Origin of the sequence: Tateyamaria omphalii, assembly GCF_014651375.1 — a bacterium.
Lineage (GTDB): Bacteria > Pseudomonadota > Alphaproteobacteria > Rhodobacterales > Rhodobacteraceae > Tateyamaria > Tateyamaria omphalii.
Window position 1 is genome coordinate 562492 of record NZ_BMWT01000003.1, and the last position, 14359, is coordinate 576850.

Here is a 14359-nt window from a genome sequence, read left to right on the forward strand (position 1 = left end):
TCGCCCCACCCGCCGTCCCTTCAAGCGCTTAGAAGATCTTTGTAGATCGCAATGATGGCGTCCGCTTCCTGCTGAATCTGGAAGTGGTCGACCATGTGCTGGCGAGCGTTGTTGGACCATTCCTCTAACGTGTCCGCATTGGTCACTAGTGAACTGGTCGCGCTTGCCATTTGATCGACATCGCCTGCATCGATCAGTGTTCCGGTGCGTCCATCGACGATCAACTCTTCGAACGCGCCGACGCGGGTTGCGATGGTGGGAGCACCGCACGCCATGGCCTCAAGTGGTGTAAGGCCAAACCCTTCCCAACGCTGCGGGGCAATGTAGATGTCCAGAGCCTGATAGAAACGAGGAGTTTCCCAGACCGGAACCTCGGGCAGGAACAGTAGTCGATCAGCCAGATTGGCAGCCTGCACACGCGCTTTGAGGTCATCGAGAAACCCCTGATCCTTGTCGACTGTTCGACCCATGACAATCGCAACGGCGTCGGGCTGTTCGTTCAAGACGCGGATCATCGCATCCACAAACACATCGGTTCCCTTTTGTGCACGAATACGTCCGAAACAGCCTATCAGTGGTCCGCTGGGCAGTCCGAGCTCAGTCCGCAACGCAGCCTTGTCTGGATTCGGCACAAAGGTATCCGTATCAATGCCATGGTGGATCACCGTTGCCTCGCGTTCGAGGTAGCCGGCTGTTTTGGCCGAGGTGGCGATGACCCGGTCCATGCGCGCAATAAGCGCCTTGGTCAGACGGGTGTGGTGGCGTTGGCTGGCTGAGGTGAAAAGCAGTTTGAGCCGCTTGCCCAGCACTCCACGCAGTGTGAGACCCGCAATCATCTCGACATTGCGCCGTGCGTGCCAGACCCGTGCCCCAGACGGGCCGCTGCGGGGCATCGTCAGAAGGCGGGTCCACGACACGTTTGGAACATCGTCGGGCATCTCCGGTGCACAGGCACTGATGGCGATGGACTGCGCTTGCAGCGGTACCAGTCGGGCCACGGTGGCTGTCACGCCTGAAAGCCGTCTTTTAAAATTTGGCGCAATAACGTCGATATCAGCAAGATCAGGCATGCGCGCCCACAGCCTGACCATCCGCCAGAGAGAAGAGGCGGTGCGCAATCGCGTCCAGCGCTTCTGTGCCAGTGGGGGCAAGAGGGCGAGCGTTGGCGGCGAGTTGCGCGGCGCGGCTTGGGTGGGTGAGGAGCGTGTCGATCTCTGCCGCGAGCATGGTGCCATCTGTGATTTGTACGCTCGCGTCCTTCATCTGGAACGCGGCATAGGCCTCTGCGAAATTCGCATAGTTCGGTCCGTGCAAGATCGCCGTATGCGCAGCAGCCGGCTCGAATGGCGTATGGCCTCCGACATCCGAGAAAGAGCCGCCAAGGAACACGATAGGGCTAAGCGCATACCACAGGTCTGTCTCGCCCATTGTGTCGGCAAGGTAGACTTGCACGGGGGCATCCAGAGTCTGCCCCGTACTGCGCTGCGCAACGCTCAGGTTCGCATCATGTATTATGGGCAGGATATCATTGGCCCGTTCCGGGTGGCGGGGAACGAGGATCAGGCAGAGGTTCGGGTGCGACTTCAACAGTATGTTGTGCGCGGCCAGCACTTGCTCTTCTTCTCCGGGATGGGTCGAAGCAGCGACCCAGACGGGCCGTCCTCCAAGCGTGCTGTGCGCTGCGTCCAACTCTTCCGGTTTGACGCGTGGTGCGCCGAGGATGGATTTGAGGTTGGTGCCCTTTTCAGCCTCGGTCAAACCCAGTTCCCTCAGGTGGTCACGGCTGCGCTTGTCCTGACAATGGGCCCAGGTTATCCCGCGCAGAAGATAGGACGCGGTTGTTGGAAACTTCTTCCAACCGTCTGCGCTGCGATCTGATAGGCGGGCATTGAGTAGGGCAACGGACAAATCCCATTGCGCACAGATGTCCAGCAAGTTGGGCCACAATTCGGACTCGACCAGCACGCATAGGTCGGGCCGCCAGTGGTTCAGAAAGCGGGTGAGGGGACCAATCCCATCCAGTGGGCTGAATTGGTGCAGGACGCCCGGCGGTAGTTGGGGCCCAACAGCCTCAGCCGATGTGGCGGTGCTAGACGTCAGCAGCACCTGCATATCCGGAGCCACGTCGCGGATGCGCTTGATCAGCGGCAGGACCGACTTGGCTTCACCTACCGACGCGCCGTGTATCCAGATCAGTGTTCCCAGAGGGCGCTCAGCGCTGGCATGGCCCAGTCTTTCATGGGCCCGATCTACCGTAACACCACCTTTGCGTAAACCGTTCACGGCAGTGCGTGCGACAAAAGGCAAAGCCACCGTGCTGAGGGCGCGGTAAAGCAGGAACAGGGCGGTGGGCCGCATGGGGTGCCTAGCCGCCCGTATGGCTCATGTGCCGGGGCATCTGCCCATCCAACCGTTGCCGGGAATAGTCGAAATCATGCCCCTTGGGCTTGAGTGCGATGGCCGCGCGAATGGCTTCCTTGAGCGGGCCGTTGTCCTCGGGAAAATCACGCAGCGGCGGGCGCAGGTCCGCCATATCTTCCTGGCCAAGACACATATAGATTTCGCCCGTGCAGGTGATCCGCACGCGGTTGCAACTTTCGCAGAAATTGTGGCTAAGCGGGGTAATGAAGCCGATCTTCTGGCCTGTTTCTTCCAGTCTGACATAGCGCGCCGGGCCGCCTGTGCGTTCTGCTAGATCGGTGACGGTGTAGTGCTCGGCATAGCGCGCGCGGACATCCTTCAATGACCAGTATTGGCCCAAACGGTCCTCGTTGCCGATGTCACCCATGGGCATGACCTCGATCCAGGTCAGGTCCATGTCGCGGTCGGCGCACCATTGGGTGATGGTTGGGAGTTCTGCTTCGTTGAAACCTTTGAGAGCGACGGCGTTGATTTTGATGCGCAGACCGGCGGCCTGTGCTGCATCAATGCCGCGCAGTACTTGCGGCAGGCGGCCCCAGCGTGTGATGTCTGCGAATTTACCTTCGTCCAGAGTATCCAGCGATACGTTTACACGACGCACGCCAGCGGCATAGAGGTCCTTGGCAAACCGTTCCAGCTGACTGCCATTTGTCGTCAGCGTCAGTTCCTTGAGCGATCCAGCTTCAAGATGCCGACCCATGCTGTTGAAGAACGTCATGATGTCCCGTCGCACCAGCGGTTCACCGCCGGTAATGCGCAGCTTTTGCACACCGAGGTCGACAAAGGTCGAACACATGCGGTCGAGTTCTTCCAGCGTCAGCAATTCTTTCTTGGGCAGAAAGGTCATGTTTTCCGACATGCAATACACGCAGCGAAAATCGCACCGGTCGGTGACGGAGACGCGCAGATAGGTGATTGCGCGCTGGAAGGGGTCGATCAAAGGGGCTGTCATAGGTTAATTGGTATGCATCGCGCGGCCCACCTGCAAGGGGCATTGCGCGACAATGGACCAAAGTCGAGGTGTGGGAATGCGCTGGTTAATATTGAGTGTCTGCGTTCTGAGTGTGGCGGGATGCGATGCGCTGCCCAGATGGGCGGGCGGGGCACAGCCTGCGCCCGTCGTTGAACAGCCGGCGGAAGATCAGGCTGGCGAGTTGGAAACAGGTTTGGATGATGTGGTTGAGGATCAACCCCTGCCAGACCCCGATGATGCGCAAGAAGTTTCGATTGGCACACTTGGGCGCACCGTTGCATCCCTTGGGAATGCTGCGGAACCGGGACTGTGGTTGAAGACGCCTTTGGTGTCCGTCGAACAGTCCGGGCGCGTGTACTATGCAGAAACCAACACGACCGTGGACGTCACATTGATCCCTATTGATGGCCCCCGCACAGCCGGAAGTCGCTTGTCCCTTCAAGCGATGCAAGCGCTGGGTGCGCCGTTGACCGGACTGCCGGAAGTGGATGTCTTCGGCGCGTAGCGCTTGGGCCGTCAGAGGTACTTTCCCGCCTCACGCCGTGCAAAGGGCTTCATCGCATCACCGTGCGTTGCCAGGAACTTCGTGGCGCGCGGGATGTCGTGTTTTGAAAGCTCGCGGACCCACCAAGCAATCGCTTTCTGGATGAACCATGTCTGATCCGGCACATAGGCCGCGGCCCAGCCTAGCACACGGTCACGTATTTCGATGTCCTGAGGCTTGGGGTTGTTCTGCTTGGTCCATGGGAGGGTGATGACGAGAGCGGCCCGACGCGTCCACATGTGATCCGAGACTGTCCAGGCTTCGACTTGGTCGATCCGCGTTGGATCGGCGACCAGCCGTTTTTGACCCGCCATGCAGGCGTGATCAGCGATGGCCCAGCTGTCGAAGTCGGGCACCCAGGATGCGATCAGGGCCCAAGCAGCTTCGTCGGGGCGGATCCGAGCTTGTGTCAGCAGCTTGGCGGCTGCCACACGCGCCTCGTAAATGTCTGTCTGCCAAAGCCCATCTGCCAAGGCGACACGCGTTGGCACGTCCAATGCCTGCCGCCACTGCTTGGACAGATCGTTCAATACCGGATTTGGCACGCCCAAATGCAATCGATCGGACTTGTGGTAGGCTTTTGCGCCCGCTGCGCGTTCGACATCGGCATGTGCCTTGATCTGGTCGAGGGCTTGTTCGGGGGTCATTCCACGGTCACGGACTTTGCAAGGTTGCGCGGCTGATCCACATCAGTGCCCTTGGCGACGGCCGTATGATAGGCCAGCAACTGCGCAGGCAGGGCATAGAGAATGGGTGCGATGATGTCCGGACAGTCCGGCATGGCGATTTCGGACCAGACGCCATCCCCGGCCTCTGCAATGCCAGCCGCATTTGACACCAGAACAACCTTGCCCTTGCGGGCCATAACCTCTTGCATGTTCGAAACGGTCTTGTCGAACAGCCCGTCCTTGGGGGCCATGACAACCACTGGAACGTGTTTGTCGATCAATGCGATAGGGCCGTGTTTTAGCTCACCTGATGCATAGGCCTCGGCGTGTATGTAGCTGATTTCCTTCAGCTTCAGGGCGCCCTCAAGCGCGAGCGGATACATCACTCCGCGGCCTAGGAAAAGAATGTCTCGCGCTTCCGCCAGCTTGCGCGCGGTGCGCTTCATCACCGCGCTGCGGTCAATGCCATGAGTCATCAGGGCTGGCAAGCTGCGCAAAGCGGACACGTGATCGGCGAAGGTGGCGGCGTCAATCTCGCCGCGGTCGCGGGCTGCACGCAGCGCCAACATCAGCAGAACGGTTAACTGGCAGGTAAATGCCTTGGTCGAGGCCACGCCAACTTCGACGCCTGCATGGATGGGCAGGGCGAGGTCGCTTTCACGCGCAATCGAGCTTTCGGGAACATTGATCACCGATACGATCTTGTCCGCCTTGCCCTCGCAATAACGCAATGCCGCAAGCGTGTCGGCGGTTTCGCCGGACTGGCTGACAAACAGGGCCAGCGTTTTGCCCGGGATGGGTGGTTCGCGGTAGCGGAATTCGGACGCAACATCAACCTCGACTGGCAGGCGGGCGATCTGTTCGAACCAGTATTTTGCGGTCAGACATGCATAGTAGGCAGTGCCGCAAGCGACCATCGTCAGACGCTCGATGTTTGCAAAATCGATGCCGGGATCGGGCAGGGTGATTTCGCCATCGCTGCCGAGATAGTTGGCCAGCGTGTTGTTCAGCACATTGGGCTGTTCTGCGATTTCCTTTGCCATGAAGTGCTTGTGCCCCGCCTTGTCTACGCGGGCGGCGTCGATCTGGATTTGGCGCACTGCCCGGTTGGCCAAAGTCCCGTTGGCATCGCGGATTTCGACGCCTTGGCGGGTGACAACAGCGCGGTCGCCTTCCTCCAGATACGTGATGCGATCGGTCAGCGGGGCCAATGCAATGGCATCTGAACCCACGAACATTTCACCGTCACCATGACCGATGGCGAGGGGCGAGCCTTTGCGCGCAGCGACGATCAGATCGTCATGACCGTCAAAAAGGAAGGCGAGGGCGAACGCGCCTTCCAACGCATCCAGCGTTTTGAAGGCGGCGTCCACAGGCTCTGCGCCCTGCTGCATATGGTGGTGCGTCATCAGGGCGACGGTTTCGCTGTCTGTCTCAGTCTCAAAACTGATCCCGGCGTCGGCCAGTTCGGCGCGCAATTCGCGGAAGTTTTCGATGATCCCGTTGTGGACGACAGCAACGGGGCCAGCGCGATGCGGGTGTGCGTTGCCCTCGCTCGGGCCGCCATGTGTGGCCCAGCGTGTGTGACCTATCCCAGCTTTCCCGGCCAAAGGCTCATGCACCAGCTTGTCGCTGAGGTTCACCAGCTTGCCGACCGCGCGCCGCCGATCCAGTGTGCCGCCATTGATCGTTGCGATCCCGGCACTGTCATAGCCGCGGTATTCAAGCCGCTTCAGCGCTTCGACCAGAATGGGGGCAACTTCATGATCGCCCAGAACCCCTACAATTCCACACATTTAACTGCCTCTGCTCTGGCGGGCCTTTTTGGCCTTCAACATTTCAAAGAGTTTGCGGGCCATGCCCGGTTTCTCGACCTGTGGCGCGCGGGCAATGGCGAGTGCGCCGTCCTCCACATCGGATGTGATGACCGAACCGGAGCCGGTCATCGCCTCGTCCCCGACGGACACAGGCGCAACAAGCATTGTATTGGAACCGATAAAGGCGCGCGCGCCGATCTCCGTCCGGTGTTTCATGACGCCATCGTAGTTGCAGGTGATGGTGCCGGCACCGATATTGCTGGCCTCGCCCACAGATGCATCACCGATATAGGATAGGTGATTGACCTTTGCCCCGGTGGCCAACGCCGCATTCTTCACCTCGACGAAATTGCCGATGCGTACATCCTCCGCCAGTTCCGCGCCGGGACGCAGGCGGGCATAGGGGCCGACGATCGCACCACGTGACACGTGGCAGCCCTCAAGATGCGAAAAGGCGCGGATGGTTGCGCCGCTTTCAACGGTCACGTTGGGGCCAAAAACTACATTTGGTTCAATCAAAGCATCCCGCCCGACGACAGTGTCAAAAGACAGGTAAACCGTGTTCGGGGCCATCATCGTCACGCCGCTGTCCAGCAATTCGGCGCGCGCGCGGGCCTGAAAGATGGCATCCGCCGCCGCAAGGTCAGAGCGGCTGTCGACGCCCAGTGTTTCTGCCTCATCGCACTTCACCGCCGTGACCTTCAGTCCGCGGGCATTTGCCAGTTCGGGCACAGCGGTAAGGTAGTATTCGCCCGATGCGTTGTCGTTTGTGACCTCAGACAAAAGCTCGAACAGCACCTTTGCGTCACAGGCCATCAATCCGCTGTTGGTAAAGCGGATGGTGCGTTCGTCTTCGGTGGCATCCTTATATTCGACGATCTTGATCAGGCGATCCCCGTCCATGACCAGACGTCCGTAACGCGGTTGCACCTCGGCAATGTCAAAGCCCAACACGACCACATCGTGGGTGCGCCGCGCCTCAACCATACGAGTGAGGGTGTCGGGTTGCAGAAAGGGCGTATCCCCAAAGACGACAACCACATCACCGTCAAACCCTTCAAGCGCCTCGCGGGCCTGATCCACCGCGTGGCCAGTGCCAAGCTGCTCGTCCTGCAGCACCACCTGAACGCTTGGGTCAAAATCCATTGCTGATGCATGCACCTGATCGCTGCCATGGCCCGCCACCACGATAGTGTGCTCGGGCTCAAGGACTGAAGCGGCCCTGAGCGCATGGTGCAGCATCGGGGCGCCAGCGATGGGATGAAGGACCTTGGGCAGGTCCGATTTCATCCGTGTGCCTTTGCCCGCGGCCAGGATGATTAGTGCAACGCTCATGGCTTTCTCTTTGTATTTTTGTTTGGCCCTGTTTATCCGCTGGGCGCAAAGGCGCAAGCGCGCGGTAATCAAAGAAGATTTCGGCTTGCAACAGGAACGGGCGGTGATCCGCCAGAAGGGGCGACGCATGGCGGCAGTGATTTTCGATCTCGATGGCACATTGGCAGACACCAGCGGGGACCTGTTGGCCGCAGCCAATCACTGTTTTCGCGACATGGGTTTGGGTGATGTTCTGGGGCCGGATGATGCGGGTGTGGCGCTGCGGGGGGGACGGATGATGCTGCGCACTGGCCTGACACGTGTCGAGCAGATGGATGATGCGTTGGTCGACAAGTACTACCCGATACTCCTCGAAGCCTATGCGGCGGATATCAGCAGTCTTACAACGCTGTATCCGGGGGCAATGCAGGCCATCGCGGCCTTGTCCGATCAGGGCTATGCCATCGGCATCTGCACCAACAAACCCGAAGGCTTGGCCGAACAATTGATGCAGGACCTTGGTGTACGGGATGCCTTTGGCAGCCTGGTCGGCGCGGATACACTGTCAGTGCGCAAACCTGACCCGGAACCGTTGTTCGAAGCGACCCGTCGTCTTGGGATCGATCCGCAGACCTGCATTCTGGTGGGTGATAGTGACACTGACCGGAACACTGCGCGCGCGGCGGGTGTGCCATCGGTCCTTGTCACCTTTGGTCCGTCTGGCGACGACATGGCGGCCTTGGAGCCAGAAGCATTGCTCGATGACTACGCCGCTCTGCCGAGCGTAGTCGCGGCGCTTCGCCCACTGGCGTAATCCCGCAGGTTCGCTTTCGGAACATGAAATAAAGACAGGATGTCTTGACGGGTTCTGCGCCACATCCCACAAACGCTCGCATGACAGAGCATTTTACCGGCAGTTTCACCCAGCAAGAGCCCATTCCCGAAGAGGGGATCGAGGCCGCGATTGCAGTTATGCGGCATGGCCGCCTGCACCGATATAACACGGTTGAAGGCGAATTGTCGGAGACGGCATTGCTGGAACAGGAGTTTGCGAACGAGGTTGGCGCGCAATACTGCCTTGCCGTGGCATCGGGCGGATATGCCATGGCGACGGCCCTGCGGGCCGTCGGGGTGCAGGCAGGGGACAAGGTGTTGTCGAATGCCTTTACCCTTGCGCCGGTGCCCGGAGCGATTGCATCGCTGGGTGCCGTGCCTGTCTTTGTCGGCGTGACCGAGAGCCTGACCATCGATCTGGATGATCTCGAGGGCAAACTGGGCGAGGCGAAGGTACTGCTTTTGAGCCACATGCGCGGGCATATCTGCGACATGGAGCGCCTGATGGCGATGTGCAACGCGGCAAGTGTAACAGTGATCGAAGACTGCGCCCACACCATGGGGGCCGCATGGAACGGTGTCGCCTCAGGGCGTTATGGGGCCATTGGGTGCTATTCCTGCCAGACCTACAAACATGTCAATTCGGGCGAGGGCGGATTTCTGGTCACCGATGACCCGCATCTTGCTGCCAAGGCCGTGATGCTGTCCGGCAGCTACATGTTGTTCGAGCGTCACCTTGCCGCCCCGCCGAAAGAGGCGTTCGATGACATCAAGTACCACACGCCCAACATCTCGGGTCGTATGGACAACCTGCGTGCGGCCATCTTGCGCCCTCAGATCGCCGATCTTGCAACGCAATGTCAGCGTTGGAATGACCGCTACAATGCGATTGAAGACGGTTTGCGCGACACGCCCGGCCTGACCGTGATTGACCGTCCCAAGGCAGAAACCATTGTTGGGTCATCTATTCAGTTTCTATTGTTGGATTGGGCTGCATCCGCGGTGCGCGAGGTCATCAGCCAATGCGCTGCGCGGGGTGTCGAATTGAAGTGGTTTGGCGCAGCAGAACCCGTTGCGTTCACCAGCCGCTATGACAGCTGGCGCTATGCGCCTTCAAAGCCAATGGCGGCAAGTGACCGGGTTTTGGCGGGCATTGTGGACATGCGTGTTCCACTGACCTTCAGTCTGGAAGACTGCGCGCTGATTGCCCGGATCATTCGGGACGAAGTCACACGCATCAACAACAGAATGACCGCTTAATACGCTGCCGATAGGCGGATGAGCGCCGCAATTGCGGCTCAAACGCCTTGTCCGGACACGATTTTGCGTGCGTCCCGGCAAGCTGATGATAGCAATCGGCGTACTCTGTGCGGCCTATGGCGGGCAGCACGACATTGATCAAAAGTAATCAGCTATGCGTACAGAAAAGAAATCTGAAACACTCGAAGTCCGGGTGAGCCTGAGTGAAAAATCCGCCTTTGCAGCCCGTGCGGCTGCGCGTGGAGAGTCCATGAGCGCAGCCTTGCGCAGGCTGATTGCCGAAGATGCCGTGCCTCATCTTTTATCCAATGAGGTTCCCATGTGGCGTAAATTCATCATTGCCGGTGCGCCGGCTGCAATCACTGCTTCTGTTTTCATTGCCGTCTCACTGGCCGGTGCGGCCGCCAATACTGACTTCAAAGGCGGGTTTCGGTCTTTGGACGCCAATCGAGATGGCATCGTCGACCACGCGGAATTGGTGGCGGACATGACCCATCAAATTTCCCAAGCAGACGTCCCGCCTGAATGCGAAGGCACGCAGTGGGAAGAACGATGGTCAGCAACACCTGAGAAATTGGCCGACGGGCACATGGAATTCTACGATGCAAATGGCGACGGGGAAGTGACGTTAAAGGAATACATTGCTTCCTACGAGCGCCAGCGTGCGAGCGATTTTGTTGAGGCGGATACCGATGACAGCGGATTTGTCACACTCGACGAACTTGAGGCGGCCTATCGTCTGGATGAGGCCAAGGTGAGTGCCGAGTGTCGTGCGGCGATTGGTATGCAAAGCGCGGCCAAGGCCCCCGAGATCATGGCGTTCCTCGATGCTGACGGTGATGGGCGCGTGAGTCTTCGGGAATTCGTGGACCACTGACCGGGACTCGACACCGAAATCCTTCCTCGCTATTATTGAACGTGCGTTCAATTTACGTGCGAATGTCGGGGGAGGATCCATGTTCCACGCATCAATGACCTTTGATCTGGGTGACGAGATCGGCGCGCTGCGCGACATGGTGCATCGCTGGGCGCAGGAACGCGTCAAGCCGATGGCAGCCAAGATCGACACGGACAACAGTTTCCCACCCGAACTTTGGCCCGAGATGGGCGAACTTGGTCTGCTGGGGATCACCGTCTCGGAAGACGATGGTGGGGCGGGCATGGGCTATCTCGCCCATACCGTCGCTGTCGAAGAAATCGCGCGCGCCAGTGCTTCTGTCTCTCTCAGCTACGGCGCGCATTCGAACTTGTGCGTGAACCAGATCAAGCTGAATGCAACGCCCGAGCAGAAGGCAAAATACCTGCCCGGATTGGTCAGCGGAGAACATGTTGGCGCGCTGGCCATGTCTGAGGCGGGGGCCGGTTCAGATGTTGTGTCGATGAAGCTGCATGCCGAGAAACGCAATGATCGCTTTATCCTGAACGGGACAAAGTACTGGATCACCAACGGGCCGGATGCCGATACGCTGGTTGTCTATGCCAAGACCGATCCAAACGCGGGCCCGCGGGGCATGACCGCGTTCCTGATTGAACGGGATATGGTCGGTTTTTCCACGTCTCCGCATTTCGACAAGTTGGGCATGCGGGGGTCGAACACGGGCGAGCTGATCTTTGAGAATGTCGAGGTCCCGTTCGAAAACATTCTTGGTCAAGAAGGGCACGGCGTGGCGGTCCTCATGTCCGGCTTAGACTATGAACGGGTAGTGTTGGCGGGAATTGGGCTCGGCATCATGGCGGCCTGCCTGGACGAGGTCATGCCCTATGTCACCGAACGCAAGCAATTCGGCCAACCCATCGGAAACTTCCAACTGATGCAGGGCAAGATCGCCGATATGTATGCGGCGATGAATTCGGCCCGCGCTTACGTTTACGAGGTCGCCAAAGCCTGTGATCGGGGCGAGGTGACACGGCAAGATGCTGCGGCGTGCTGCCTTTATGCATCCGAAGAAGCCATGAAGCAGGCGCATCAGGCCGTTCAGGCCATGGGCGGTGCAGGCTTTCTGAACGATGCGCCCGTTGCGCGGATATTCCGCGACGCAAAGCTGATGGAGATTGGTGCCGGAACGTCAGAGATCAGGCGCATGCTCGTGGGGCGCGAGCTGGTTTCGGCGATGGCCTGATGCCGCGCCAAATTGTCATCACAACAGCCAGTTTGGTTGTTCTGGCAGCATTCGGTGGCTTCTGGTTGGGCCAGCGGCAGGTGAATGTTGATGCCAGCGACGTCATCGCGGCTGTGGCTGACGCACATGTGGCAAAGCATGGCGGTGACAGGCGCCTCTGTGTGGGGTGGCCCGGGGACGACGGTGTTGTATTTTTTGTGCGGTGTGTGGCGTCGCTCTATGCCGTGGACCGGTGGGGCCGCGTTTCCGAAATAGATCAGGAGGGTGCCATATGAACATGGCCGCCCAATGCCTGGCGCATCCCAAAGATCAGATTGCAATCATTGATCTCGCATCGACTGCGCGCGTCGAAGTCACCTACGCCGATTTGTCCGAGATGGTGGATGGTTTGGCGCGGGCTTTGCAAGTCGAGGTGAAAAAGGGTGATCGCGTCGGCGTGTTGTTGTCACAGTCGCCCTGGTGCGCGGCGGCGCATCTTGCAATCTGGAAAATCGGCGCGATTTCAGTGCCTTTGTTCAAGTTATTCAAGCACGATGCATTGCGATCCCGTATCAATGATGCAGATGTTTCCTTGGTGCTGACCGACCCTGAGGGTGCTGCACTGGTCGGGGAACTGGCCCTGTGCTGGCAGGCTGATCAAGCAGGCATCCCGGGCGATCCGGTGCCTTTTGCTTCTGCAACTATGAAAACGCCTGCTGTTCTCATCTATACGTCCGGCACCACTGGTCACCCGAAGGGTGCACTCCATGGGCACGGGGTTCTGGATGGCCACTTGCCCGGTGTCTCGCTCAGCCATGATGAGCTGGGCCAACTGGGCGATCGCTTGTGGACACCAGCGGACTGGGCCTGGATTGGTGGTCTCTTTGACGTGTTGATGCCCGCGCTGGCCTTGGGCGTGCCCGTTGTCGCGGCACGTATGTCAAAGTTCACAGTAGAAGGCTGCCTGAGAACCATCGAACAAGCCTCTGTACAAAATGTGTTTTTCCCGCCAACGGCTCTGCGGATGTTGAAGGCCGAGGGCGCCCGGATTGACGGATTGCGGTCGGTTGCTAGCGGTGGCGAACCGTTGGGCGCAGAAATGCTGGCGTGGGGTCGGGACGCGCTGGGTGTCACGATCAACGAGTTTTACGGCCAAACGGAATGCAACATGGTGGTGACGTCCTGTGCGGCACAGTACGAGACCAAGCCGGGATGCATGGGTCGCCCGGTGCCGGGCTTTGACGTGGCGATCATTGATGAAGATGGCAACATGGCAGAAGGTGAGGGCGATATAGCGGTCAGGCGCGGCGCTCCCTCAATGATGCTTGAGTATTGGCAGCGCCCGGAGGCTACGGCGGACAAGTTTCGTGGCGAATGGATGCTGACCGGGGATCGTGGTCAACAAGATGGGCCCGATATCCGGTTTGTTGGACGCGATGACGATGTCATCACGTCGGGAGGTTATCGTATTGGACCGGCCGAGATTGAAGACTGCTTGCTGACACACCCAGACGTCGCAACGGTCGGCGTCGTGGGCAAGCCCGATGCACTAAGAACCGAGATCGTCAAAGCCTTTGTTGTGCCAAAACCGGACAGGCAGCCGGACGCGCATTCGCTGCAGACCTTCGTGAAAGAGAGGCTCGCAAGCTATTCATACCCAAGGGAAATTGAGTTTCTGGAGGCCTTGCCCATGACTGTCACGGGCAAGGTTATTCGCAAAGAGCTCAAGGCGCGCGCAATCCGCGAGGTGCAGGATTGATGCGCGCCTTGGCCTCAGAAGCGCCGCACGTAGGCAAAGTTCAGAACGATCGGGTCAATTTCGGCGGTGCCGACATTTGCGCCATTCAGAGTCACATCGCTGTCGATGTCGATCCAGCGGATGTTGGCGCGGAAAGCGTCACGATCGCTGATCGCATAGTCAATCCCGGCCTGAACGGCTACGCCCCAACTGTCGTCCAGCTCCAGGTTTCCGAGGCCGGAGGATTCATCCGAGAAGGTGGTGTAGTTCACACCGACACCCAGATATGGCTTCCAAGCGGTCTGGGTCGGGAAGTGATAGTTGACCGACAGGGTTGGCGGCAAATGCTTGACCGACCCGATTTCACCACCGTTCAGGGAAACGTCGTGTTTGAACTGGGTCGCGGCGAGAAGCTCGACACCCCAGTTGTCGGCAAAGAAGTATTCGCCGGTGATGGTCAGGGCATAGCCGTTGTCAACATCTGCGGCGGCCCCTGCGAGGGTCCCATTGTCGGAGTCGGGGAAGACACCTCCCAAACCGACACCAAGGGTCCAGTCCCCTTTCGATTGAGCGGATGCGCCTCCGGCAAGGGCCAGGGCAGCGCAGGCGGCGATCACGAATCTGCTGGTGTGTTTCATCTCTTTTTTCACCTGTTATTAAGTTCCTGCGTATCTTTTGCGCGCGCAGCATT

At 59.2% G+C, this 14359-nt stretch carries 14 protein-coding genes; 7 read left to right on the forward strand and 7 right to left on the reverse strand.

What is annotated here, in order from left to right; translation table 11 throughout:
* Positions 1–20: 20 nt before the first annotated feature.
* From IE087_RS13480 to moaA, 3 genes are read right to left on the reverse strand one after another with little or no spacing between them, the layout of a single operon-like run.
* Positions 21–1070 (reverse strand): glycosyltransferase family 4 protein, encoded by a 1050-nt coding sequence (locus IE087_RS13480; protein ID WP_189369860.1) that lies wholly within the window; start codon positions 1068–1070, stop codon positions 21–23.
* Complete coding sequence (locus IE087_RS13485) at positions 1063–2358, reverse strand: 3-deoxy-D-manno-octulosonic acid transferase (protein WP_189369861.1); 1296 nt, start codon at positions 2356–2358, stop codon at positions 1063–1065. The genes IE087_RS13480 and IE087_RS13485 overlap by 8 nt, the downstream gene beginning before the upstream one ends.
* Positions 2359–2365: 7 nt before the next feature.
* Entirely contained in the window at positions 2366–3373 is a 1008-nt protein-coding gene (moaA, locus tag IE087_RS13490) for a GTP 3',8-cyclase MoaA (RefSeq protein WP_189369862.1), read from the reverse strand.
* Between the two features lie 76 nt (positions 3374–3449).
* Between moaA and IE087_RS13495 the strand changes: the two genes are divergently transcribed.
* Positions 3450–3899, forward strand: coding sequence for a hypothetical protein (locus IE087_RS13495; protein ID WP_189369863.1), 450 nt, complete (start codon positions 3450–3452; stop codon positions 3897–3899).
* Positions 3900–3910: 11 nt separating this feature from the next.
* Here IE087_RS13495 and IE087_RS13500 read toward each other — a convergent pair whose 3' ends face one another.
* Genes IE087_RS13500 through glmU form a run of 3 tightly spaced genes read right to left on the reverse strand, consistent with a single transcriptional unit; the run spans position 3911 to position 7758 of the window.
* Positions 3911–4585 (reverse strand): DNA alkylation repair protein, encoded by a 675-nt coding sequence (locus IE087_RS13500; RefSeq protein WP_189369864.1) that lies wholly within the window; start codon positions 4583–4585, stop codon positions 3911–3913.
* Complete coding sequence (gene glmS / locus IE087_RS13505) at positions 4582–6402, reverse strand: glutamine--fructose-6-phosphate transaminase (isomerizing) (RefSeq protein ID WP_189369865.1); 1821 nt, start codon at positions 6400–6402, stop codon at positions 4582–4584. Before glmS ends, IE087_RS13500 begins: the two co-directional genes overlap by 4 nt.
* On the reverse strand, positions 6403–7758 hold the full coding sequence (gene glmU, locus IE087_RS13510; RefSeq protein WP_189369866.1) for a bifunctional UDP-N-acetylglucosamine diphosphorylase/glucosamine-1-phosphate N-acetyltransferase GlmU: 1356 nt from the start codon (positions 7756–7758) through the stop codon (positions 6403–6405).
* A gap of 127 nt (positions 7759–7885) precedes the next feature.
* Here glmU and IE087_RS13515 point away from each other — a divergent pair, with 127 nt between their 5' ends.
* The 6 genes from IE087_RS13515 to IE087_RS13540 all read left to right on the forward strand — a co-directional run bounded on the left by IE087_RS13515 (position 7886) and on the right by IE087_RS13540 (position 13689).
* Entirely contained in the window at positions 7886–8551 is a 666-nt protein-coding gene (locus IE087_RS13515; protein WP_189369988.1) for an HAD-IIIA family hydrolase, read from the forward strand.
* A gap of 80 nt (positions 8552–8631) precedes the next feature.
* Positions 8632–9831 (forward strand): DegT/DnrJ/EryC1/StrS family aminotransferase, encoded by a 1200-nt coding sequence (locus tag IE087_RS13520; RefSeq protein WP_189369867.1) that lies wholly within the window; start codon positions 8632–8634, stop codon positions 9829–9831.
* A 154-nt stretch (positions 9832–9985) separates the two neighbouring features.
* Positions 9986–10708, forward strand: a complete 723-nt coding sequence (locus IE087_RS13525; protein ID WP_189369989.1) for an EF-hand domain-containing protein — start codon at positions 9986–9988, stop codon at positions 10706–10708.
* A gap of 79 nt (positions 10709–10787) precedes the next feature.
* Positions 10788–11951 carry an isovaleryl-CoA dehydrogenase gene (locus IE087_RS13530; protein WP_189369868.1) on the forward strand — a complete coding sequence of 388 codons (1164 nt, stop codon included), beginning with the start codon at positions 10788–10790 and terminating at the stop codon, positions 11949–11951.
* A complete protein-coding gene (locus IE087_RS13535) occupies positions 11951–12226 on the forward strand; it encodes a hypothetical protein (protein WP_189369869.1) in 276 nt (91 codons plus the stop codon). The genes IE087_RS13530 and IE087_RS13535 overlap by 1 nt, the downstream gene beginning before the upstream one ends.
* Positions 12223–13689, forward strand: a complete 1467-nt coding sequence (locus IE087_RS13540; RefSeq protein WP_189369870.1) for an AMP-binding protein — start codon at positions 12223–12225, stop codon at positions 13687–13689. Before IE087_RS13535 ends, IE087_RS13540 begins: the two co-directional genes overlap by 4 nt.
* Positions 13690–13703: 14 nt before the next feature.
* On the opposite strand, the gene IE087_RS13545 is transcribed toward IE087_RS13540, so the two are convergent.
* A complete protein-coding gene (locus IE087_RS13545; protein WP_189369871.1) occupies positions 13704–14306 on the reverse strand; it encodes an OmpW/AlkL family protein in 603 nt (200 codons plus the stop codon).
* Positions 14307–14359: the final 53 nt, after the last annotated feature.